Annotated in this window: 17 protein-coding genes; 6 read left to right on the forward strand and 11 right to left on the reverse strand. The window is 55.9% G+C overall.

Annotation, left to right across the window (positions count from 1 at the left end; genetic code table 11):
- Positions 1-28: 28 nt before the first annotated feature.
- Entirely contained in the window at positions 29-3,472 is a 3,444-nt protein-coding gene (gene mfd, locus ABD035_RS03495) for a transcription-repair coupling factor (protein WP_343867732.1), read from the reverse strand.
- 290 nt (positions 3,473-3,762) lie between these two features.
- Here mfd and lolC point away from each other — a divergent pair, with 290 nt between their 5' ends.
- Genes lolC through lolE form a run of 3 tightly spaced genes read left to right on the forward strand, consistent with a single transcriptional unit; the run spans position 3,763 to position 6,903 of the window.
- Positions 3,763-4,962 (forward strand): lipoprotein-releasing ABC transporter permease subunit LolC, encoded by a 1,200-nt coding sequence (lolC, locus tag ABD035_RS03500; RefSeq protein WP_212712289.1) that lies wholly within the window; start codon positions 3,763-3,765, stop codon positions 4,960-4,962.
- Complete coding sequence (gene lolD, locus ABD035_RS03505) at positions 4,955-5,659, forward strand: lipoprotein-releasing ABC transporter ATP-binding protein LolD (RefSeq protein ID WP_212712290.1); 705 nt, start codon at positions 4,955-4,957, stop codon at positions 5,657-5,659. The genes lolC and lolD overlap by 8 nt, the downstream gene beginning before the upstream one ends.
- Positions 5,659-6,903, forward strand: coding sequence for a lipoprotein-releasing ABC transporter permease subunit LolE (gene lolE, locus ABD035_RS03510; protein ID WP_212712291.1), 1,245 nt, complete (start codon positions 5,659-5,661; stop codon positions 6,901-6,903). Before lolD ends, lolE begins: the two co-directional genes overlap by 1 nt.
- 71 nt (positions 6,904-6,974) lie before the next feature.
- Here lolE and ABD035_RS03515 read toward each other — a convergent pair whose 3' ends face one another.
- Together ABD035_RS03515 and ABD035_RS03520 are read right to left on the reverse strand one after the other, a co-directional pair.
- Entirely contained in the window at positions 6,975-7,922 is a 948-nt protein-coding gene (locus ABD035_RS03515; protein WP_343868199.1) for an aliphatic sulfonate ABC transporter substrate-binding protein, read from the reverse strand.
- A gap of 82 nt (positions 7,923-8,004) precedes the next feature.
- Positions 8,005-9,891, reverse strand: coding sequence for a sigma 54-interacting transcriptional regulator (locus ABD035_RS03520; protein ID WP_343867735.1), 1,887 nt, complete (start codon positions 9,889-9,891; stop codon positions 8,005-8,007).
- A gap of 274 nt (positions 9,892-10,165) precedes the next feature.
- Here ABD035_RS03520 and ssuD point away from each other — a divergent pair, with 274 nt between their 5' ends.
- Both ssuD and cobB read left to right on the forward strand, forming a co-directional pair.
- Positions 10,166-11,350, forward strand: coding sequence for an FMNH2-dependent alkanesulfonate monooxygenase (gene ssuD / locus ABD035_RS03525; RefSeq protein ID WP_343867737.1), 1,185 nt, complete (start codon positions 10,166-10,168; stop codon positions 11,348-11,350).
- Positions 11,351-12,386: 1,036 nt separating this feature from the next.
- Entirely contained in the window at positions 12,387-13,223 is an 837-nt protein-coding gene (gene cobB, locus ABD035_RS03530; protein ID WP_343867739.1) for a Sir2 family NAD+-dependent deacetylase, read from the forward strand.
- 437 nt (positions 13,224-13,660) lie between these two features.
- Here the strand turns inward: cobB and potD are convergent, their stop codons facing one another.
- The 4 genes from potD to potA all read right to left on the reverse strand — a co-directional run bounded on the left by potD (position 13,661) and on the right by potA (position 17,873).
- Positions 13,661-14,704, reverse strand: a complete 1,044-nt coding sequence (potD, locus tag ABD035_RS03535) for a spermidine/putrescine ABC transporter substrate-binding protein PotD (RefSeq protein ID WP_343867741.1) — start codon at positions 14,702-14,704, stop codon at positions 13,661-13,663.
- A gap of 18 nt (positions 14,705-14,722) precedes the next feature.
- Entirely contained in the window at positions 14,723-15,493 is a 771-nt protein-coding gene (gene potC, locus ABD035_RS03540) for a spermidine/putrescine ABC transporter permease PotC (protein WP_212712296.1), read from the reverse strand.
- 414 nt (positions 15,494-15,907) lie between these two features.
- A complete protein-coding gene (potB, locus tag ABD035_RS03545; protein WP_212712297.1) occupies positions 15,908-16,774 on the reverse strand; it encodes a spermidine/putrescine ABC transporter permease PotB in 867 nt (288 codons plus the stop codon).
- The gene (gene potA, locus ABD035_RS03550) at positions 16,758-17,873 is read right to left on the reverse strand and encodes a spermidine/putrescine ABC transporter ATP-binding protein PotA (protein WP_212712298.1); all 1,116 of its coding nucleotides are present in this window, start codon (positions 17,871-17,873) and stop codon (positions 16,758-16,760) included. Before potA ends, potB begins: the two co-directional genes overlap by 17 nt.
- A gap of 289 nt (positions 17,874-18,162) precedes the next feature.
- Between potA and pepT the strand changes: the two genes are divergently transcribed.
- Positions 18,163-19,389: a peptidase T gene (pepT, locus tag ABD035_RS03555; protein ID WP_343867745.1), complete on the forward strand. Its 1,227-nt coding sequence runs from the start codon at positions 18,163-18,165 to the stop codon at positions 19,387-19,389.
- 46 nt (positions 19,390-19,435) lie between these two features.
- Here pepT and ABD035_RS03560 read toward each other — a convergent pair whose 3' ends face one another.
- The 4 genes from ABD035_RS03560 to purB form a co-directional block, all read right to left on the reverse strand.
- Complete coding sequence (locus ABD035_RS03560; protein ID WP_212712300.1) at positions 19,436-20,566, reverse strand: ribosomal protein uL16 3-hydroxylase; 1,131 nt, start codon at positions 20,564-20,566, stop codon at positions 19,436-19,438.
- Between the two features lie 69 nt (positions 20,567-20,635).
- Entirely contained in the window at positions 20,636-22,096 is a 1,461-nt protein-coding gene (phoQ, locus tag ABD035_RS03565; protein ID WP_425579701.1) for a two-component system sensor histidine kinase PhoQ, read from the reverse strand.
- Positions 22,083-22,754 (reverse strand): two-component system response regulator PhoP, encoded by a 672-nt coding sequence (gene phoP / locus ABD035_RS03570; RefSeq protein ID WP_212712301.1) that lies wholly within the window; start codon positions 22,752-22,754, stop codon positions 22,083-22,085. Before phoP ends, phoQ begins: the two co-directional genes overlap by 14 nt.
- Positions 22,755-22,860: 106 nt before the next feature.
- The gene (gene purB / locus ABD035_RS03575) at positions 22,861-24,231 is read right to left on the reverse strand and encodes an adenylosuccinate lyase (RefSeq protein ID WP_212712302.1); all 1,371 of its coding nucleotides are present in this window, start codon (positions 24,229-24,231) and stop codon (positions 22,861-22,863) included.
- Positions 24,232-24,250 lie beyond the last annotated feature (19 nt).

The raw sequence follows: 24,250 nt of genomic DNA on the forward strand, positions 1-24,250 counted from the left end.
TTATAAAGCCCCCGCGGGGGCTTTATGTTTACAGGCGGTGCTGCTGCATCTGCAATAACAGTTCAGCGATCCACTCGATACGCAGCTTCCGCTCCTGCAGGTCGCGGGTAAAGCGCAGTTTTACCGGGCCTTCCAGCTTCCACTGCTGCGGGTCTTTCTGTAACAGACCAATCAGCCAGCCAGGGTCGACATGGTTTTTCTCAGCAAATTCGATGTACCCCCCTTTCTCTCCGGCTTCAATTTTCCGGATCCCCAGTGCTTTCGCTTGCTGACGCAGACGTGCAATATCCAGCAGATAGCGGGCAGGGTCCGGCAGCAGTCCGAAACGGTCAATCAGTTCGACTTTCAGTTCCTGTATTTCGTCTTCACTGTCCGCACTGGCGATACGTTTGTAGAACGACAACCGGGTATTCACATCCGGAATATACTCTTCCGGCAGCAGGGCAGGCAGCCTTAACTCCACTTCTGTCTGCTGACTGGTGAGGTCTTCCAGCGACGGTTCACGTCCTTCCTTCAGTGCGTCGACGGCATTTTCCAGCAGCTCCATATACAGGGTAAAGCCAAGCGTCTCCATCTGTCCGCTCTGGTCCTCACCCAGCAGTTCACCGGCCCCGCGGATTTCCAGGTCATGGGTCGCCAGCGCAAAACCGGCCCCCAGGTCTTCCAGCGAGGCGATCGCCTCCAGACGCTTCTTCGCATCGGTGGTCATGGCTTTCGGATGCGGCGTCAGCAACCAGGCATAGGCCTGGTGATGAGAACGACCGACGCGTCCGCGTAGCTGGTGCAGCTGTGCCAGACCGAAGTGGTCGGCACGTTCGATTATGATGGTATTGGCGCTCGGGATATCGATACCGGTTTCGATAATGGTGGTGCAGACCAGCACATTGAAGCGCTGGTGATGGAAATCATTCATCACCCGCTCCAGCTCACGTTCACGCATCTGGCCGTGACCGACGCTGACACGGGCTTCCGGTACCAGGGCAGCCAGTCGCTCTGCGGCTTTACCGATGTTTTCGACATCGTTATACAGGTAATACACCTGACCTCCGCGCAGCACTTCACGCAGGATAGCTTCACGCACCACCAGGTCATCGTATTCCCGGACGAAGGTTTTTACCGCAAGACGGCGGGCCGGCGGCGTCGCAATGATCGACAGATCACGCATACCACTCATCGCCATGTTCAGTGTCCGCGGGATCGGGGTCGCCGTCAGGGTAAGAATATCCACATCGGCCCGCATCGCCTTGATACGCTCTTTATGCCGGACCCCGAACCGGTGCTCTTCATCGACAATCAGTAATCCCAGATCATGCCATTTCAGATCACTCATCAGCAGTTTGTGGGTACCGATCAGAATGTCGACTTTACCTTCGCTGGCCTCCTGCAGCACTGCATTCTGCTCTTTGGTGGTACGGAAACGGGAAAGCATTTCGATACGTACCGGCCAGTCCGCAAAACGGTCACGGAAATTATCGAAGTGCTGCTGGGCCAGCAGGGTGGTCGGTACCAGCACCGCGACCTGTTTATTATTTTCGACGGCCAGGAAGGCGGCACGCATGGCGACTTCGGTTTTGCCGAAACCGACATCCCCGCAGACCAGCCTGTCCATCGCCAGTGGCTGGCACATATCGCTCAGTACAGCGTTAATGGCTTGCCCCTGATCCGGGGTGGTTTCGTAGGGGAAGCCCTCACAGAATTTCTGATACATTTCGCGCTGATGTCTGAACGCATAGCCGGTTTTGGCGGCCCGCTGGGCATAAATATCCAGCAGTTCAGCGGCCACATCACGTACTTTTTCCGCCGCTTTCTGTCGGGCACGGCTCCAGCTGTCACTGCCCAGTTTGTGCAGCGGGGCATTTTCATCGGCTCCGCCGGCATAACGGCTGATCAGGTGTAAAGAGGATACCGGCACATACAGGCTGGCATTGCCTGCATAGGTCAGCATCAGATACTCACCTTTTACCCCGCCAGCTTCCAGGGTGGTCATTCCCGCGTAACGCCCCACACCGTGTTCCAGGTGAACCACCGGTTGCCCCGGATGCAGTTCGGCCAGGTTACGGATCAGCACATCCGGGTTAATGGTTTTGCGGTTGTCCTGACGACGGTGAATAACCCGTTCACCCAGTAAGTCGGTTTCACAGATCAGTGCACGCTGCCGCAGATCATCGATAAACCCGCGTTCTGCCGGGCCTGTCATCATGTAATAGCCGGGCGTGCGGGCTTCGTTCAGCAACTGAATCCCGGTCGGACGGATTTTTATTTTACTCAACTGCTCCTGGAGCCGTTCGCGACGTCCCTGGCTCTCCACCGAGAAAATAATGGCGCCGTCAAAGGATTCGATAAAGTTGCGTAACGCGCCGAGCGGCTCACGGGCCTGCGCCTGCAGGCTGATGTCCGGCAGCGGGCGGTAGTTCAGGTTCGTATTGGCGGCTTTATCTTTTACCTCCCCGCTGGACAGCCGGATCAGTGGCCATTGCTTCAGGGCGGTCATCAGCGTCTCCGGCGGCAGCCAGAGCGTCTGTGGCTCCAGCAGCGGGCGTAACGGATCCACCCGACGGTTTTCATAACGCTGAGTTGTGTCCTGCCAGAATCGTTCACTGCCGGCCAGGATATCGCCACAGCTTAACAGCAGGGTACCGGCAGGCAGATAGTCGAATAACGGCAGTAGCGGAGAAGAGAAGAACAGCGGCTGCCAGTATTCAATCCCCACCGGCAGGGTGCCTTTACTGACCTGCTGGTAAATATGGCCGGCATCGCGTAACACATCAAAGTGCTCACGCCATTGGGTACGGAAAAGTTCGATCGAGGCTTTATCCGTCGGAAACTCATGGGCAGGCAGCAGATTAATGGCTTCCACTTCCTCCAGTGTGCGCTGACTGTCGGTATCAAACAGACGCAGGCTGTCGATTTCATTGTCAAAAAAATCGATCCGGTAGGGCTGTTCACTGCCCATCGGGAACAGGTCGAGCAGGGCACCACGGATGGCAAATTCACCATGTTCCATCACCTGGTCCACATGCCGGTAACCGGCCTGGTCGAGCTGCTCACGCAACAAATCCCGGGAGATCTTCTGCCCGCGGGACATCATCAGGGCATACCCCTGCAGGAAAGTATGCGGGCAGACACGCTGCATCAGAGTATTGACCGGCAGGATCAGTACCCCATTTTCCATGGCGGGCAGCTGATACAACGTCGCTAAACGTTCCGAAATAATATCCTGATGAGGAGAGAAACTGTCGTACGGGAGGGTTTCCCAGTCAGGCAAGTGGCTCACGGGCAGGGTTGTAAACTGACGGATTTCCCCCTGCAGATGCAGGGCAGACTGCATATCATTGGTGATCAGTAACAGTGGCCCGTTATGGCGTTCTGCAATATCGGCACACTCTGCGGCCAGTGCCGCGCCTGTTAATAGCCCCAGCTGACGGTGGTCGCCGGCATTGACGGGCAGCGAATAACTTGTCTTATCTGACATATGGGCTAATCATTCTCTCCGGATTTTCCAGACCGCTATGATTCCACAGAACGTCGCGGGGATCATCTTCCTGACAACATTTTCCTGCCCGCGCGGGAGCAGAGCGCATTGAACACGCTGTCATTTTAATCGTTAATGGTGAAAAAACAGGCAGTGAGCGATTATTTTTCCCGGAAAGGGCCATTATCAGATAACTTTACCTGCCAAACAGAGAGGCAGGGTTTCCTTAACGGTCAGGCTCCTTTATCATCCTGATACTGAATTTCAGGCAACCGTCCGGGACGGATTTCATGTACCAACCCGTAGCTCTGTTTATAGGTCTGCGTTATATGCGCGGACGTGCATCCGACCGTTTTGGTCGGTTTGTTTCATGGTTATCAGCCATCGGTATTACGTTGGGGGTTCTGGCATTAGTCACCGTTCTCTCGGTGATGAATGGATTCGAACGCCAGCTTGAAGGCAATATTCTGGGACTGATGCCTCAGGCACTGGTCACCAGTGACAGCGGCAGTATCAATCCGCAGAAGGTGCCGGCGGACAGCCTGCATCTGCAGGGGATCTCGCGTATTGCACCGCTGACAACGGCGGATGTGGTCCTGCAGAGTGCCCACAGTGTCGCGGTCGGGGTGATGCTGGGGATTAATCCTCAGGAAAAAGATCCGCTGATACCTTACCTGGTGGCCGGCTCGGCGAATGATCTGCAGCCCGGGACCTACCGCATTATTCTTGGCGCACAACTGGCCAGTCAGCTGGGGGTTCAGCCCGGCGACCGTCTGCGCCTGATGGTGCCTTCCGTCAGTCAGTTCACCCCTGTCGGTCGTATCCCCAGCGAACGTATCTTTACCGTGGCGGGCACCTATGCCGCCGACAGTGAAGTCGACAGCTATCAGATTCTGGTCAACCAGCAGGATGCCTCACGGGTCATGCATTATCCGGCCGGTAATATTACCGGCTGGCGTCTGTGGCTGGACCATCCGCTGGATGTGGATCAGCTGAGTCAGCAGACGCTGGCGCACGGCTTAGAGTGGAAGGACTGGCGCGAGCGTAAGGGCGATCTGTTCCAGGCCGTGCGTATGGAAAAAAATATGATGGGTCTGCTGCTGAGCTTAATTGTGGCGGTGGCGGCTTTTAATATCATTACCTCCCTCGGCCTGCTGATTATGGAAAAGCAGGGAGAAGTGGCCATCCTGCAGACTCAGGGGCTGACACGCCGTCAGATCACCGCCGTATTTATGGTACAGGGTGCCAGTGCCGGGATTGCCGGTGCACTGCTCGGCACTCTGGGCGGGGTCCTGCTGGCCAGTCAGCTGAACCATCTGTTACCGGTCATTGGTCTGTTCCTGGATGGGGCAGAATTACCGGTTGATATTAATCCGGTGCAGGTCGTCACTATCGCCGTGACGGCGATGATCGTTGCGTTGCTGGCAACACTTTATCCTGCATGGCGCGCCGCCGCCGTACAACCCGCTGAGGCTCTACGCTATGAATAATTCACTGTTACTGCAATGTGATCGGCTGTGCAAACGCTATCAGGAAGGCAGCGTACAGACCGACGTACTGAAAGAAGTTTCCTTCACCCTGCAACCCGGTGAAATGACAGCGATTGTCGGCAGCTCCGGCTCCGGTAAAAGTACCTTACTGCATCTGCTGGGCGGGCTGGATTCGCCGACCTCCGGCGAAGTGCTGTTTAAAGGCCAGTCGCTGAACCGCATGTCAGCGGCGGCGAAGGCGGAATTACGTAACCGGGAACTGGGTTTTATCTACCAGTTCCATCATCTGCTGCCTGATTTTTCGGCGGTGGAAAACGTGGCGATGCCGTTGCTGATCGGCAAAAAATCAGGCACAGAAGCCTTACAACGCGCGACAGAAATGCTGGCTGCGGTCGGGCTGGCGGCGCGTGCAGCCCACCGTCCGTCGGAACTTTCCGGCGGCGAACGGCAGCGTGTGGCTATCGCCCGTGCGCTGGTTAACCGGCCGAGCCTGGTGATGGCGGATGAACCGACCGGGAACCTGGATGCGCGGAATGCGGATGCCATCTTTCAGTTACTGGGTGAGCTTAACCAGACGCAGGGGACAGCCTTCCTGGTGGTGACCCATGACCTGTCACTGGCAAAACGGCTCAGCCGTCAGATGGAAATGCGTGACGGGAAATTAACTGCGGATGTCACCCTGACAGGAGCGTTGTAATGCGTCTTCCGTTATCTCTGCTACTGGCCTTTCGTTTCAGCCGCGGTCGCCGGCGCGGTGGCATGGTCTCGCTGATTTCAGTTATTTCCACGGTCGGCATTGCACTGGGCGTGGCGGTACTGATTATCGGGCTCAGTGCGATGAACGGGTTTGAGCGTCAGCTGAATGAACGTATTCTCAGCGTGGTGCCCCACGGTGAAATTGAACCGGTACATCAGCCATTTACAAACTGGCAGCAACTGATTGCCCCGATTGAGCAGGTGCCGGGGATTGCCGCGGCGGCAGGCTATATTAATTTTACCGGGCTTGTGGAAAGCGCCAGTAAGCTTCAGGCCCTGACGGTCAAGGGCGTTGACCCGCAGGCAGAAACACGGCTCAGTTCGTTACCGATGTTTGTGCAGAATAACCGCTGGGCCGACTTCCGTGCCGGTCAGCAGCAGATCATTCTGGGGGGCGGGATCGCTAAGTCCTTATCGGTGAAAACCGGTGACTGGATAACCATCATGATCCCGAACAATGACGGCCAGAACCGGCTGATGCAGCCGAAGAGAATTCGTCTGCAGGTGGAAGGTATTCTGCAACTGAGCGGTATGCTGGACCACAGTCTGGCGCTGGTACCACTGGCCGATGCCCAGCGTTATCTGGAGATGGGCGACAGTGTGACCGGTATTGCGCTGAAGATGAGTGATCCGTTTAAGGCGGTCAGTCTGGTACGTTCTGCCGGCGAGGTTACCCACAGTTATGTCTATATCCGTAACTGGATCAGTAACTATGGCTATATGTACCACGATATTCAGATGATCCGCGCCATTATGTATCTGGCCATGATCCTCGTGATCGGGGTGGCCTGTTTTAACATCGTCTCGACGCTGGTGATGGCGGTGAAGGATAAGAGCAGTGATATCGCGGTGCTGCGTACCCTGGGGGCCGGTAACCGGCTGATCCGGTCCGTGTTTATCTGGTATGGCCTGCTGGCCGGGCTGGCCGGCAGTATTGCCGGGGTGATCGTCGGGGTACTGGGGGCGCTGAATCTGACCGCAATCATCCGAGGACTGGAAAAAATGACCGGTCATCACTTCCTGTCCGGAGATATTTACTTTATCGATTTCCTGCCCTCGGAACTGCACTGGGTGGATGTCTGGTCGGTACTGGTGACCGCCATTGCACTGACCCTGCTGGCCAGCTGGTATCCGGCCCGTCGTGCCAGCCGGATAGATCCGGCCCGGGTACTGAGCGGCCAGTAACACTCAGCCCTGCCGGTGTCTCCGGCAGGGCTGATAAGTCAGGCTTTCTGCCCGTCGCGCCTGGCAGGGGCCTATTTTTTATCGGCCGACCAGGTGGCCTGGCTGACCTGAACCGCCACCGGTAAGACGTTGGCACTCTTCAGTGAATCTGCCACAACCTGCTGTTCAGCAAATACCCCTGCGGTCATTCTGTCCGCTCCAAAGGTTTCCCTCGCCAGCGTTTTCTCCCAGATATTTTTCCCGAGTCCTGTCGATTTTGACAGGATAGTCGCGCTTTCTTCCTGATGGGTATTGGCCCAGCTGCTGGTGTCTTTAATCTCCGCGATCAGTTTCCGGGCGGTCTGTGGATAGGTATCCGCAAACTTACGGCTTGCCAGGAAGAAGGTGTAGTGCGGGACTAACCCGTTAGCATTGGTGATCTGCCGCGCATGGGCATCAGTTTCCACTTCCGCCAGATAAGGGTCCCAGATGGCCCAGGCATCCACCGAGCCGGTCTGGAAAGCCGCCCTCGCGTCTCCCGGGGCAAGGTAGACCGGGGTAATGTCCCGGTAACTCAGGCCGGCTTTGTTCAGTGCGGCAATCAGCAGATAGTTCACGTCCGATCCCTTATTCAGGGCGACGCGTTTCCCTTTCAAATCGGCGACCGTTTTAATGGCAGAATTTTGCGGCACCACAATGGCTTCTGACAGCGGATTAGCCGGGGAGTGTGCCAGATAAACCAGCGGTGTCCCGGCCGCCTGGGCGACCACCGGGGGGGCATCGCCGGTGGCGGCTAAATCGATACTGCCGACGTTCAGCCCCTCCAGCATCTGAGGCCCGGCGGTAAAACCAATCCAGTTGACGTTGATGCCCTGTTGTTTGAAATCTTTATCCAGCGATCCGCGAAATTTGAGCAGGGCGAAGATATTACCTTTCTGGTAGCCGATATTGACGGTTTGCGGTGCTGTTTCTGCCCGGGCGGTCTGTATTACCAGTGGCAGCAATATCAGTGACAGCAGGCCTGACAAACGTTTTTTCATCATAGTTTTTCCTGAGCATGCATAAGTGACAGTCAGGGCACCATAGCAAAAGTCAGCCGCGTAATTTAATAGAATAAAATCATTAACTAATACGATTTCCGGCAGACCAGACGGCACTGCGGATACGTACAGGCCGGCTGAGCATCCCCAGGGCATAAAACCGGTCAGCGATCATCTGCTGCTGGTGGATCACCGGAGGCGTCATTCCGGTGATCGTATGCCGGCAACGGGAGAGGGCCTGCCACAGATCCGGCAGAGCCATTCCGTATTCCCTGGCTAACAGTGCCGCGGCCTGTTGCGGATGCTGGTCGGTCCAGGCCCCGTTCTCACGCAGTATCCGCAGGATATCGGGCAGTAAGCCGCCTGAGCGGGCAATAAAGGCCCTCGAGGCGAGGTAGAAATGATGGTTATTTACCCGCCCGGTGCCGTCAGCGATCACCCGGTATTGCCGACTGGCTTCGGCCGCACTCAGCATCGGGTCCCACATCATCCAGGCATCGGCGACCTGCAGATCACCGGCAGAGAGCAGGTTAACGGGAGGCTGGTCGATCATTTCCACATCCTCCGGCGACAGTCCGGCATCCTCCAGCAGACGAAGCAGCAGGTAGTGCACGTTAGAGCCTTTGTTCAGGGCGATCCTTTTCCCCCGCAGCCCGGTAATACTGACCACCGGGCTGGCGGACGGGACCAGCAGGGCAGCACTTTGCGGTGATGCCGGCTGAAAACCAAGGTAAACCGCCTGATCATCGCCGGCCTGAGCAAACAGTGGCGGAACTTCGCCGGTACTGCCCAGATCTATTTTTCCCTGACTGAGGGCGAGTAACATCTGCGGCCCGGCGGGAAATTCCTGCCAGCATAATCGGATCCCCTGCCGGAAGGCCGCATCCTGTTCCGCGGCCCGCCGTGCTTTCAGTACCGCAAGATTACCGAAGCGCTGATAGCCGATACGGATCACCTGCTCTCCTGCGGGCGGGGGAAGGCTGACGGCAGGGACACGCCGCGCTTTGATGACGCCGAGCCTGGCCAGGTGGGTACGCAGCGTATGGCGGCTTATCCCCAGCAGGGCCGCCGCCCGGGACTGATTATTTTCACACTGCAGCAGGGCCTGACGGACCAGTGTATCGGTGACCCGTTGATAGATATCCGGCTCACCGCGCTGTAAATACGCGGCTACCTGTTGCCCCAACGCCGTGTGATCTTCACATTGTCCGGCGGGCGGGCTGACCGCCAGCGGAAGATGATCCGCCGTAATAACCGGCCCCGGAGCCAGCAGCAACAGGCGCTGGAGGGTATTTTCAAGCTCGCGGATATTACCGGGCCAGGGATGCTGTAACAGTCTACGCAGCGCCGGGTCGCTCAGAGTGACCTCTTCCGTCGCAGGACGATATTTTTCGATAAAATGGCGGGCCAGCACCGGGATATCCTGAGGGCGTTCACGCAGTGGCAAGAGGGAGACGGTGGCGACGTTCAGCCGGTAGTAAAGGTCCTCACGGAAACGCCGCTGCTCTATCGCCTGAAGCAGATCGACATGGGTGGCGGCGATCACCCGGACATCCACCTTCACGGGGCGATGTGACCCGAGGCGGGTGATTTCCCGTTCCTGCAGAACACGCAGTAACCTGACCTGCATCGGCAGGCTCAGCTCACCGATTTCGTCCAGTAGCAGAGTTCCTCCCTCTGCCGCTTCAAACCAGCCGATGTGCCTGCGGGCGGCTCCGGTAAATGCCCCTTTCTCATGACCGAACAGCTGTGATTCCGCCAGATTTTCACTGAGCGCCCCGCAGTTCACGGCCACGAAAGGGCCGTTCCGGCGCGGACTGTGCTGATGAAGATAACGCGAAACGCTTTCCTTACCGGTCCCGGTCTCACCGGTGATCAGCACGGTGGCGGCAGAAGGTGCCAGCCGGTCGAGAAGATGCTTCAGTGCCAGCGACGCCGGGTCTTTCAGTTCTGTGATGTCAGCATTCATCGCTCTAATCCTGTACGGAGGAAACGGAAAATACATTAACGCTGAGCCGTGACTTATGCGAGAGGCCGGGGCCGTCAGTTGTTGCAATCGCAACAGAGAGCGGCAAACTTCTGTTGCAGTGACAACAGAGTGTCGGGGAACAGTAAACTGTAATGCCTTAATTTATATGACTTTTCTGTTTTCTTCCGGCTGGCACAGATCCTGCTATTCACTTATACCCTAATCGAATAATTCTTTATATATATTTATCATATAGTTATATAGGAACAGGATAATGAGTGAAACGGCCAATGACAGTCTGAAAATTTTCTGGTTTTTACCCACCCACGGTGACGGGCGTTATCTGGGAACCTCCCGGGGAGGCCGGCCCGTCGACCTGGCCTATCTGCAACAGATCGCCCTGGCCGCCGACAATCTCGGGTATCATGGTGTGCTGATCCCGACCGGAAAGAGCTGTGAGGATGCCTGGCTGGTCGCGGCGGCGCTTGCGCCCCTGACCCGGCAGCTGCGCTTTCTGGTGGCGGTTCGCCCCGGCCTGCAACCGCCGTCACTGGCCGCAAGGATGACGGCGACGCTCGACCGTCTGTCTGGCGGTCGGTTGATCATAAATGTCGTCACCGGCGGTGACCCGGTGGAAAATAAAGGCGATGGTATTTACCTGAATCATCACCAGCGTTATCAGGTGACCCGCGAATTTCTGGCGGTCTATTCACGGCTGTTACGCGGGGAAAAGGTGGATTTCAGCGGAGAACATCTCCGGGTTGAAGGGGCAGAGTTACTGTATCCCCCGGAGCAGCCTGGCGGACCGGCACTCTATTTCGGTGGCTCGTCAGACCCGGCACTGGAAGTCGCGGCAGAGTCGGTGGATACCTATCTGACCTGGGGAGAACCACCGGCGCAGGTGGCAGAGAAAATACAGGACGTCCGGGCCAGGGCGGCGGCGCGCGGCCGTCAGCTGGAGTTCGGGATACGCCTGCATGTCATTGTCCGCGAAACTGAAGAGGAGGCCCGGGCGGCGGCCGATGACCTGATCTCCCGGCTGGACGATGACACCATTGCTGCGGCCAGGAAAGTTTTTGCCCGTATGGATTCTACCGGACAGGCCAGAATGAGTGCGCTGAACAACGGCTCGCGGGATAACCTGTATATCGCCCCGCATCTGTGGGCCGGTGTCGGACTGGCCCGGGGCGGGGCAGGAACTGCGCTGGTGGGGGATCCTCAACAGGTCGCCGGACGTATCCGCGAGTATCAGGCGCTCGGTATCACAAAATTCATTTTCTCGGGGTATCCGCATCTCGAAGAGGCGCACCGGTTTGCTGAACTGGTGATGCCACTGTTGAAGACAGAGCAAGCCGCGTCAAAGCCACGTCAGTTCAATACCGGCCCCTTCGGTGAAATCATCGGCGGAGAGCATCGTCCCGGAGAAGCTAAGAGCCATTCACCCGGAACCCCCGACTAAAGGCCGGGGGGCTGCGTGGCGGCGGGTCAGACCGGCCCCGCCTTCCGCAGAACGCTGGCCCCGCTGGACTTTACTGAGGTAAACCGTGAAGCGGGCAAGCCGTCTGGCAGAAATACCCTCCTTACCGGGGCAGCGCAGTATTTTTTGGCTCCCCGGTGGGGATTACCGGAGCATTAAGCGAACACGGCTCCGGAGCAAAGTGATGCCCCTGAAAACCGCCCTACAGAAATACTCCCCTTATCGCAACAGGACAGTCGTTCACAGAAAGACGGCATGACTCTCTGTGTATTAAGCGAACACGGCACCAGAGCAAAGTGATGCCCCGGGAAAACCGCCCTACAGAAATACTCCCCTTATCGCAACAGGACAGCCGTTCACGGCAAGACGGGATGACTCTCTGTGTATTAAGCGGACACGGCTCCGCAGAAAATTGATGCCCCGGGAAAACCGCCCTACGGAAATACTCCCCTTATCGCAGCAGGACAGTCGTTCACGGAAAGACGGCATGACTTGCTGTGTATTCAGCGGACACGGCTCCGCAGAAAAGTGATGCCCCGGGGACCCGCCTTACGGAAATACTCCCCTTATCGCCGCAGGACAGTCGTTCACGACAAGACGGGGTGACTTGCTGTGTATTCAGCGAACACGGCTCCCGAGCAAAGTGATGCCCCGGGGACCCGCCTTACGGAAATATTCCTCTTACCGCAGCAGGACAGCCGTTCACGGCAAGAAGGGATGACTCTCTGCGCATTGAACGAACACGGCACCAGTGAAGAGTCTGGTGCCGCAGAGGCATGCCCGGCGGACCGGGATTCGGGCAGTGTACAGGCGCTCTGCAGCGGGAGACAGGAAAGGGAACGGCCGGGGAAAGGTTTAGGCCTCTGCAGAAAACTGTTATTCTTACTCCGCGCTGGCAGCCGGTTATCCTGTGATCTGCCAGTGTTCTGCAGGAATCCGGCAGCCACAGGTTACCTTATGGCATCCCTGTGACAGCAGAGTCCGCAACTTTCAGAAGACATGCAGCAGAGGAATTGATATGCGAACACCGCGACGTCGCGTCCGGATCACCCGTTTCCGTAAACAGAAACGTAAGAGACATTTGCGGGTACGTCAGTCTATTTTCGAATCTGACCAGAATGAACAGCGCATGGCGCTGATCCGCCGGCCGAAAGTGGTGATACTGACCGGTGCCGGGATTTCAGCGGAATCCGGAATCCGTACTTTCCGGGCCGAAGACGGACTGTGGGAAGAGCATAAAGTCGATGATGTCGCCACGCCTGAGGGATTTCAGCGTGACCCGCAACTCGTCCAGCAGTTTTATAATCAGCGGCGTCAGCAATTAGCCTCCGCAGACATCTCACCGAATGCTGCACATTATGCGCTGGCTGAACTCGAATCCCTGCTGGGAGATAACCTGTTACTGGTGACCCAGAATATCGATAACCTGCATGAAAGGGCAGGAAGTCAGCGTATTATTCATATGCATGGTGAGCTGCTGAAAGTGCGCTGTGAAAAGACGGGGCAGGTGATCCCGTGGCCGGGGGATATCACGGAGAATGATCGCTGTACCTGCTGCCAGTTTCCGTCAGTACTGCGCCCGCATATTGTCTGGTTCGGTGAGATGCCGCTGGAGATGGATCGCATCTATCAGGCACTCTCAGAGGCCACACTATTTATCGCCATCGGAACGTCCGGCCATGTCTACCCGGCAGCAGGCTTTGTTCACGAAGCGCGTTTGCAGGGAGCGCATACGGTAGAGCTGAATCTGGTTCCCAGCCAGGTGACCTCAGAGTTTGCCGAATGCCATTACGGGCCCGCCAGTGAACTGGTGCCGGAATTTATCTGCGACCTGATCCGCTCTCTGAAACGTTAACGCGCCGTACCGCCGATACCCCCGCGAAGATGCTGACTGCACCCCAAACGCCGGATACCCGGCGAAGTAAGGTGCAGTTTTTTTGCGTCGGTTAACCCCGCGCCGCCACGGGTAATCGTTTATCCGCCACCGCCTTGCAGCAAAAAAGCAGCCTGTTGTACGACTGAATGTTCAGGGGGCTAAAACCTGTTTATACCGATCGGGGATAACGGCGTCGGCGGGCCTGGCATGACGTAACGGCTGAGATCCTTGCCGATAGCCGGCGTAAAACCGGTCAATTATTTCGGCTCTGCAGCGTGTGGCCGGTGCAGCCCGTGCTCAGGAGTATGGCCCGGCATCAGTAAGCTTTTCTGTTCAATGCCGCTCAGTATTCTGAACCATCGGCCGGACCCGCAGTCTGACCAATAAAAACCCCGCAACAGGTGCGGGGTTTCGGGTTACTCGCCTGCTTTCAGTTTCTGGAACAGGGTTTCATACAGACGGCTGGCATCACCGACATCGTCCTGCCATTCACCGTTCTGTAACACGCTGGCTGGCGGGTACAGTGAAGGATCATTCGCCACGGCCGGTGGCAACAGTTTACGGGCCGCCAGGTTCGGAGTCGGATAACCGATGGTCTTCGCCACTTTTGCCGCAATATCCGGACGCAGCAGGAAGTTAATCAGTTTCAGCGCACCGGCTTTATTTCTGGCATTGGCCGGGATCGCCAGGTTGTCCATCCAGAAAATTCCGCCTTCTTTAGGCCAGATCACCTGCAGCGGAGTGCCTGCCTGACGGGCCACATAAGCGGAACCGTTCCAGATCATCCCCAGATTGACTTCGCCTTCCATAAACGGGTTACCGGGATTATCAGAGTTAAACGCCAGCACATTGGGCATTAACAGACGCAGTTGCTGATAGGCCGCTTCAATCTGTTTCGGGTCACGGGTGTTCCCGGAATAACCCAGTTTACGCAGGGCAATCTGGAACACTTCACGGGCATCATCGGTCAGCAGGATACTCTGGCGGTATTTCGGGTTCCACAGATCTGCCCAGCTGGTGACGGTTTTAGGATCAATGGCACTGGTATTGACACCGATTGCCGTCGCACCCCAGATGTAAGGTACTGAGTATTCATTATTCGGATCGAAAGGCTTATTCAGCAGTGCGGGGTCCAGATTTTTGAAGTTAGACAACTGTGATTTATCGATCTGCGCCAGCATGCCTTCTTTCCGCATTTTCGCCACGTAATAAGACGAAGGGACGACCAGGTCGTAAGCGCCATCTTTCCAGGTCTTCAGTTTGGCGTACATGCTCTCGTTCGACTCATAAGTCGAATAAACCACTTTAATGCCGGTTTCTTTGGTGAACTGCTCCAGCAGTCCGTCCGGCACATATTCGGTCCAGTTATAAAAATAGAGCGTTTTGCTGTCATCTGCCCGTGCGGCTGACAGGGTGAATGCTGCGGTCAGAGCAACCAGTAAAAGTGATAGTTTTTTCATTTTTATCCTCGGTAACTTTTAATGTTTATCACGTGTCAGCCACTGACTGCAGGCCACCAGAATCAGTGACAGGCAGAGCAGTAAGGTCGCCAGTGCATTCACTTCCGGAGAAACCCCGACCTTCACCATCGAATAGATCTTCAGCGGCAGGATCTCGAAGGTGGGTCCGGTCACAAAGGAGGAGACCACAACATCGTCCATCGACAGGGTAAAGCTCAGCAGCCAGCCCGCCGCTATGGCCGGAAGTGCCAGCGGAAAAATAATCCGACGCAGGGTGGTGAGTTCATTCGCCCCCAGATCTTTGGCGGCTTCGAGCATACGAATATCAAAACCCTGTAACCGCGAAAAGACGGTGATCACTACAAATGGCAGACAGAAGGTAATATGGGCAATCAGCAGCGTCCAGAAACCGAGCGAAATCCCCAACAGCATAAATAACACCAGCAGGGAGATGGCCATCACGATGTCCGGTGACATCATCACCACAAACAGCATGCCGTTCACCAGCGGCTTACCGCGGAACCGATAGTGGTACAGGGCGACGGCTGTCATACTGCCCAGCAATGTCGCACAGGTGGCAGAAGTCACGCCGAGCAGTAACGAGTGTCTGGCAGCCTGTAACAGACTGTAGTTATTCAGCAGCACGTTGTACCAGTTCGTCGTCCAGCCCTGCCAGTTGATGCCAAAACGCGACTGATTAAATGAATTGATGACCAGGATCGCTATCGGGATATAAAACCAGGCGTAAATGATCGACATAAAGCCGTTACGAAGCCAGCGCATTAGCATAAGAAGCCCCCTCGTAAGACCGTTTCAGCCGGGAGATGGCGGGGAAAAAGCCCCGAAGTTAGGTTATTTTTGACCACTCGTGTATTCGCCTCACCTGCCTCGATACAGTGCGTATATTCATCTGTTAGTTGATAAGGCCGCGCATTCTACACGATTTTATCCGAAAGCACGATCAGTAGCGGCAGTTAACTGATGAACACCGCCTGCCGGGCCGCGTTGTACACGGCAGAGGCCGCAGGACAACTCACGCCAGCATTCTATTACCCATCGCCACCGGCCCTGCTTCTGACGCTGAAACGGGCAGAGGCGTCAAAGGACGCTCAGACAGCGCGCTCCCGGCAGAGGCCCGAGGATGCAGACAAACAAAAGGGGAGGCCGGTATCCCCGGACCTCCCCATGCCACTGAGGCCGGAATTATCGGTTAATCCCGATAATCTTTTTGTTCATCGCCTTCGCCGAGCGCCAGTAGAGAAGTAACATCAGCCCCATTAGTGCCGTCATAATGATGCTGGTGGCGGACCCTGCAGGCCAGTCTCTGAGCGATAAGAACTGGGTTTTAATGACATTACCGATCAGCAGGTTTCTGGCTCCGCCCATCAGGTCAGACACATAAAACATCCCCATCGCCGGGATAAATACCAGCAGACACCCGGCAATCACGCCCGGCATGGTCAGGGGCAGAATTATCCGCATAAACGTCTGCAGCCTGCCGGCACCCAGATCCCGGGCCGCTTCCAGACAAGGCTTATCCAGCTTCTCCAGACTGGAGTAAAGCGGCATCACCATAAATGGCAGCAGAATATAGACCAGCCCCAGGATCACCGCCTCGGGGGTATACATAATCCGTAGCGGATGGTCGATCACCCCGGCCCAGAGCAGGAAATTATTCAGCCAGCCCCGGACGCTGAGAAAAATTTTCAGCGCATAGATACGGATCAGCGAGTTCGTCCAGAAGGGCAGGATCAGTAAAAACAGCATCACCGGACGCCAGCGTGCCGGTAAACTGCTCAGGCACCAGGCAAACGGGTAACCCAGCAGCAGACAGCAGACGGTCGCAATAAAAGCCATATTCAGGGAATGCACCAGGACATCGATGTACAGCGGATCCGCCAGCCGGCGATAATTACTCAGCGTAAATACCATGCGGATGAAATTGTTGTCATCGCGGGTCAGAAAACTGGCCAGCAGGATCATCAGGTTCGGGGCCAGCACAAACAGCACCAGCCAGCCGGTGATCACCGTAACAACGACAGTCTGAAAGCGATTACGCATCAGCTTCATAGGGCAATACAACCTCCCAGTGATCGACCCAGCTCACGGTCACTTTCTGATTAAGCAGATAATCGAAGTCAGGGTCATCTTCGTTAAAGAATTCACTCACGGTAATGTTCTGGCCATTATCCAGTTCCACCACCGACTCAAGGGTGCTGCCTTTATAATTCCGTTCACGGATATATCCGGTCAGCCCCTGAGCACTGCCGGCATTACGCACTTCATCGATGCGCAAATCTTCCGGACGTAGCAGCACATTGACGCGATCTCCGGCGCTGACCGGGAACGGACACTGTACCTGATATTCGTAACCACTGATCTCAACCTGAGTCGCGCCGTCCGGCCCGGTGCGGATCACCCGGCCATCAAACAGGTTAATTTCCCCGATAAAGCGGGCGACAAACAGATTGGCCGGCTCCTCGTAGATAGCCCGCGGTGAGCCATCCTGCTCAATATTACCGTCCCTGAGGACCACTATCCGGTCCGACATGGTCAGGGCTTCTTCCTGATCATGGGTCACGAAAATAAAGGTAATCCCCAGTTTACGCTGTAATGCTTTCAGCTCGTTCTGCATCTGCTTACGTAACTTGTAATCGAGCGCCGACAGGGATTCATCCAGTAACAGGACTTTGGGGCGGTTAACCACGGCACGGGCGATCGCTACACGTTGCTGCTGGCCACCGGAGAGCTGCGAAGGTTTACGGTCAGCAAACTCCTGCAAGCGCACCATCGCCAGGGCTTCGTTAACCCGCGGGGTAATTTCGGCGGCAGGGGTTTTCTGCATCCGTAAACCAAACGCCACGTTATCAAACACGTTCATATGCGGGAACAGGGCATAGCTCTGAAATACGGTATTGATATGGCGCTTTTCGGCCGGCAGATGAGTAATATCCTGGCCATCCAGAGTGACCTGCCCCTGATCTGCGTTTTCCAGTCCGGCAATCAGCCGCAGGATGGTCGTTTTACCGCAGCCGGAAGGCCCCAGCAGGGTCACAAACTCGCCATGTCCGATGGTGAGGTCGAAGTCAGAAATCACTGACTTTCCGTCAAATGCTTTACTGATGCCAGAAAGCGTAACCAGCGCCTGTTGCGCGCATGTTTGCGTCATTTTAGTCACTCAGTTGAAATGAGAGCAGATAAGCGAAACCAGCCCGGCTGGCTTGCCACAATTAAGCGCGGGATGATACCTGAATTATCCCCGATTGCCAGTGAAACAGGCCGTCGCCAGCGCATCTGCCCGTCAGGGGCGCAGCGGAAACCCCGGGTCCGGCGGCAGTCTGCTAACAATGACCGGAAAGAACTAATTAAAAATAATAACCGAACGCTTTATGACCTCGGACAAAATAAAACCCTGTCGCGGGGGCAATAATACCTTTCGGGTTTAAGAGGAGGGTACTATGGACCAATTACTGGAGAGATTTTTACAATATGTTCAGATAGATACACAATCGAAAATACAATGCCGTGCCGTGCAGGTCCCCAGCAGTGAGGGGCAGTGGCTGCTGGCCTCGGTACTCAAAGCACAGCTTGAGTCGCTGGGGTGTGTCGATATCAGCTTAAGTGACCATTGCTGCCTGATGGCAACGCTGCCGGCCAATACTACGGCGAAAGCCCCGGTGATCGGGTTCATCGCGCACCTGGATACCGCACCGGATTTTACCGGCAAGCATGTCCATCCCCAGCTGGTGGAAAATTATCGCGGCGGTGATATTGCGTTGGGGATCGGCGATGAAGTGTTATCGCCGGTAGCGATGCCAGTATTACATGAACTGCATGGTCATACACTGATCACGACCGACGGCAAAACCCTGCTGGGTGCCGACGATAAAGCCGGGATTGCGGCTATTATGACGGCACTGGCCAGGCTGAAAACACGGCCTCACGGGAAAATCCGGGTGGCATTCACCCCTGACGAAGAAACCGGGGCGGGGGCACCGTTATTTGATATCCAGGCATTCGGTGCCGACTGGGCCTATACCGTCGATGGCGGCGGTTCGGGTGAATTTGAATACGAAAACTTTAACGCCGGGGATGCCGTTATCCGGATCTGCGGACAGAGTGCACACACCGGGTATGCTAAAGATAAACTTATCAATGCGCTGGAGCTGGCCTGGGCGTTCCATGGTCAGTTACCGGAAAATGAGAAGCCGGAAGCAACAGAAGGGCATCAGGGCTTCTGGCATCTGAACTCTGTGAAAGGGAATGCGTTAAAAGCCGAAATGCATTATCTGATCCGCGATTTTGACGGGAAGGCCTTCGAGGGACGCCGTCAGACACTGGAAACGATCGCCGGAAAGATGAATCAGGCCTTCGGCGGAAAAGCGACCGTGTCGGTCACCTTTCATGAGAGCTACCGCAATATGCGCAGCCAGATTGAGGCCCATCCGCAGGTCATCGAGCTGGTGCTGCGTGCGATGGAAAAAAATGGGATCCGCCCGAAAATCAGACCCATCCGTGGCGGAACAGACGGTGCATTCCTTAGCTGGCGGGGATTACCGTGCCCGAATCTGTTTACCGGGGGATTTAACTTTCACAGTAAATATGAGTTTGCATCGCTGGATATGATGGAACAGAGCGTGGAGTTAATTGCCGGTATCGCGGAGCTGGCCTGCGAAGGCCACTGATCGCCGCAACAGCCGGTAAAGTGGCCGTTGCGGCTTGCGGGCGGGATTATTCTTCCCCGTCACCAAAATACCAGTAGCCGCAATTGATCAGACCGGCCAGTTGGCTCAGGAACGCGGGGTCATCCAGGGCATCCGCAAAGTCAGCCGCTTCCAGCGAGGGCTTATTGGCCAGTGCATGTAGGGCATCAGGCCAGGCACTGGTCAGGCTCTCACCATTAATAAAGACGGTGTCATTGCACTGTAATACCCGTAATCCACCCAGACGGGTGAGCGGTTCCCCCTGCTGAAGGGCCTCCAGCACTTCGTCCGGCTGATAGGGGGGTTCCGGCGGGGCCACATCCAGTTCATGACGTGACTGGGAAATAAACTCACCGAACCACTGACTGAACGTCGCCGGTTCATTGATCAGGTCCGTCATCATCTGACGGATGCGATCGGTTTCGCCGCTCAGGATCTGCGAAGGGTGCTCGCGCAGTGGCAGGTCCGGATCACTGTACCGGTGTGTGCCCAGTTCATTCGCCAGCATATAGTCGGCAAAGCTGCTCAGCAGTTCTTTACCGGAGGGCGCGCGGAATCCGACGGAGTAGTTCAGTGAATTCTCCAGTGAATAGCCGTCATGCGGAAATCCTGGCGGGATATAAACGATATCACCGGGCTCCAGCACTTCATCGATAATGGCATCGAAGGGTTTCACCTGTAATAAATCGGGGTGAGGGCAATGCTGCTCCATCCGGACATTATTCCCGACCCGCCAGCGACGCCGGCCGCTGCCCTGAATGATAAACACATCATACTGGTCCAGGTGCGGGCCTACGCCGCCCCCGGGCACAGAGAAAGAGACCATCAGGTCATCCATCCGCCAGTCAGATAAGGCACGGAAAGGGGCCATCAACGCGGCAGACGGCGCATGCCAGTGGTCGACCGCCTGAACCAGTAACGACCAATGAGTTTCTCCCAGATGATCAAAACTTTCAAACGGGCCGTGGCTGACCTGCCATTTGTCGCCTTGCTGACTGACCAGCCGGCTGTCGGTTTCGTTTTCCATCGCCAGACCGGCCAGTTCGTCGGGGGTGATCGGGTCGGTAAACCCGGCGAAGCCCTGGCGGATAACGACCGGTTTTTTCTGCCAGTAGGTCGCCAGAAATTCCGGCCAGTTAATTGAAAGTGGGTAGTCCATAGACGCCTTCTGTTGTTCTGAAGTAATCGCGCCAGTATATCAGCCCGCAGCCGGTTGCGTCCGGCCAATTTACATCTGCTGGAGCCGGAAAATCACTTCCATCCGTGTACCGCCGAGCGGGCTGCTATGGGCAATAATATCGCCCTGATAGCGTTCGACGATCTCCCTGGCAACCGCCAGACCGATCCCCTGACCCGGCCGCAGTGTATCCGCCCGCTGACCGCGCTGGAAAATCAGGTAACGTTTACTGTCCGGGATACCGGGGCCATCATCATCAATAAACAGATGCAGTGCGGTATCGGTCTGCCGGGCCGTGATCTCGATAAACTCCAGGCAATACTTACAGGCGTTATCCAGCAGATTCCCCATGACCTCCATAAAGTCATTCTGGTCACCGCAGAAAGTGATCTCCGGGGAGATATCCAGCGTCAGGTCGACCCCCTTACGTTTATAGACCTTATTTAAGGCAGAACAGAGACTGTCCGAGAGCGCCGGTACCGAGTGCAGGTCGCGCTGCAGCGGATTATGGTCTGCCTGCAGGCTGGCGCGGTGCAGGTAATAACCGATTTGCTGTGAGATACGGCTGATTTGCTCCAGCATCACCGGTTCGGCTTCCTCAACACTGATAGCCGCGCCGCCGCGCAAAGAACGCAGTGTACTCTGCAGGACAGCCAGCGGTGTTTTCAGGCTGTGGGTCAGGTCCGATAACGTATTGTGGTAGCGCATTCCCTGCTGACGTTCATTATTCAGCAGCAGATTAAGGTTACGAACCAGACTACGCAGTTCCTGCGGCGGCGTCGGGTCGAGGCTTTCCCGCTGACTGGTTTCCAGTTCATGGATCTGGGCGGCCAGATGACCGATAGGCCGCAGGCTCCAGCGTGCCGCCAGCCACAGTAAGGGGATCACTAACAGTAAATTGGCCGCCAGCACATAACTGAACCACATCCACACCACATTGGAATGCTGCAGTTCCTGGGGGATAGAGTCTACCACTACGATAGTCAGGGCCGGCAAACTGGGTGTGGCATCGTACCGGCTGACCGCCACGGAGTGGGTAAAGGTATCGTCGCTGTCGAGCTGGCTCATTTTCTGTCTGGCTTCGCGGTTATCCCCGATGGCTTCCAGACTGGTGCGGTTATTGGTATCTATTTCGTAGAAATCACTCTTCATCAGCCAGCCGGGACGGATTTCAGAACGGATTTCCGGCACATCGCGAAGCTGCCATAACAGACGCCCGTGCTCATCATAGATAAACACCAGCGTCGGAAAATTCAGTTTGATACGCTCGGGTTTGGCGATGGTCAGCTTATTATCCTGCCACTGTGCCAGTGTGAAAAACAGGTTACTTTCACCGCGCATCACACGGTAGGTATTGTTATCAAAACCGATGGCATAACCGAACACCGCCACCACACCGTAAGACAGAGAGAGGAACAGCACGAGGACAGACGCCGCCAGCAAAAAACGGACCCGCAGTGAAAGCGGCCCCCGGCGCGACGGCCACGGCAACCAGTGTTTACCGGCACTCAAAGCGGTAGCCCTGACTGCGGACGGTGGTGATCACTTCTCCTGCGTGAAGCTGCTGGATTTTCTTACGCAGGCGGCCCATCAGCACATCGATGGTATGGCTTTCCCGCAGCTCGGCATCCGGATAGAGTTGCAGCATCAGCGATTCTTTACTGACCACCTTTCCGGCGTTACGGATAAGCGTTTCGACGATGGTATATTCGAACACCGTCAGCCGTACGGCCTGACCGGCGATGGTGAGTTCCTTGCGGGAGAGATCGACCTGAAACGGGCCGTATTCTATCAGTTGTGAAGCATGACCACTGTTACGACGCATCAGTGCCTGCAGGCGGGCAGCGACTTCCTCAATATGAAAGGGTTTGGTGACGTAATCATCCGCACCGGCTTCCAGGGCTTCCACTTTTGCCTGCCAGCCTTCCCGGGCGGTCAGTACCAGGATGGGCTGTTTCACCGCCTGCGTCCGCCAGCGCCGGATAAGGCTCATCCCGTCTTCACCGGGCAGGCCGAGGTCGATTAATGCCACATCGGGTTCATGTTCTGTCAGAAAATAATCGGCTTCACGGGCATCTTCCGCCACATCCACCTGGTGGCCCATATCCCGAAGCTGTACAGCCAGGTGATGACGTAGTAACGCATTATCTTCAATAACCAGCACACGCATAATAACAACCTCAAAGGCAGGCAGTAAAAACTATGGGGGGGAGTATACGTGAAATGAAGTAAACAGGGGATTAACGCAGACCGGAAACCCGGTCTGCGTGGCAGACTTATTTCAGGTCATCAACCAGTTTCACGGCATGACCGATGTAGTTAGCTGGCGTCATGGCTTTCAGACGGGTTTTTTCGTCTTCCGGCAGCGGCAGGTTATCAATAAATTCCTGCATGCCTTTAGCGTCCACGCGACGTCCACGGGTCAGCTCTTTCAGTTTTTCGTACGGCTTTTCGATGCCGTAACGGCGCATCACGGTCTGTACCGGTTCTGCCAGCACTTCCCAGTTGCGGTCCAGCTCTTCCAGCAGGCGGTCGGCATTCACTTCCAGTTTGGAAATACCCTTCAGCGTGGACTGATAGGCGATGACTGCATAGCCGATACCGACACCCAGGTTACGTAATACGGTTGAGTCGGTCAGGTCACGCTGCCAGCGGGAGACCGGCAGCTTCGCCGCCAGATGCTGTAATACCGCATTGGACAGGCCCAGGTTACCTTCTGAGTTTTCGAAATCGATCGGGTTCACTTTGTGCGGCATGGTGGAAGACCCGATCTCACCGGCGATCGTTTTCTGTTTGAAGTGATTCAGCGCGACATAACCCCAGATATCACGGTCGAAATCGATCAGAATGGTGTTGAATCGTGCCACACAATCAAACAGCTCAGCGATGTAATCATGCGGTTCGATCTGTGTGGTGTAAGGGTTCCAGCGGACCCCCAGAGAGGTCACAAACTCTTCGCTCAGACGATGCCAGTCCACTTCCGGGTAAGCGGCCAGGTGCGCATTGTAGTTACCTACGGCACCGTTGATTTTACCCAGGATTTCCACCTGCTCCAGCTGGCGTACCTGGCGGGCCATACGGTAAGCCACGTTCGCCATCTCTTTCCCCATCGTCGACGGGGAGGCTGGCTGACCATGAGTCCGGGAAAGCAGCGGCAGTTCACGGTATTCTTCGGCCAGACCTTCGATAGCCTGCGTCAGTTTCTTCCAGTATGGCAGGATCACTTCCCGGCGTGCCGTTTCCAGCATCAGGGCGTGAGACAGGTTATTGATATCTTCAGAGGTGCAGGCGAAGTGAATAAATTCAGAAACAGCATGCAGGGCAGGGACCGCTTCGACTTTTTCTTTCAGAAAATATTCGACGGCTTTGACATCGTGGTTAGTGGTGCGCTCAATGGTTTTGATGCGCGCCGCATCTTCTTCGCTGAAATTGTCGACAATCTGGTCAAGGAAAGCGTTTGCGTTGGCGTCAAATGCAGGAACTTCCCTGATTTCTGCGGTTGAGGCCAGTTTTTGTAACCAGCGAACTTCAACCTGAACACGGAATTTCAGTAACCCAAATTCACTGAAAATTGCGCGCAGCGGGCTGACTTTTTCCCCATAGCGTCCGTCTATCGGGGAAACGGCGGTCAGTGCAGATAATTCCATCAGTGCAACTCCTGAATCA

Origin of the sequence: Tatumella terrea, from assembly GCF_039523755.1 — a bacterium.
GTDB lineage: Bacteria > Pseudomonadota > Gammaproteobacteria > Enterobacterales > Enterobacteriaceae > Tatumella > Tatumella terrea.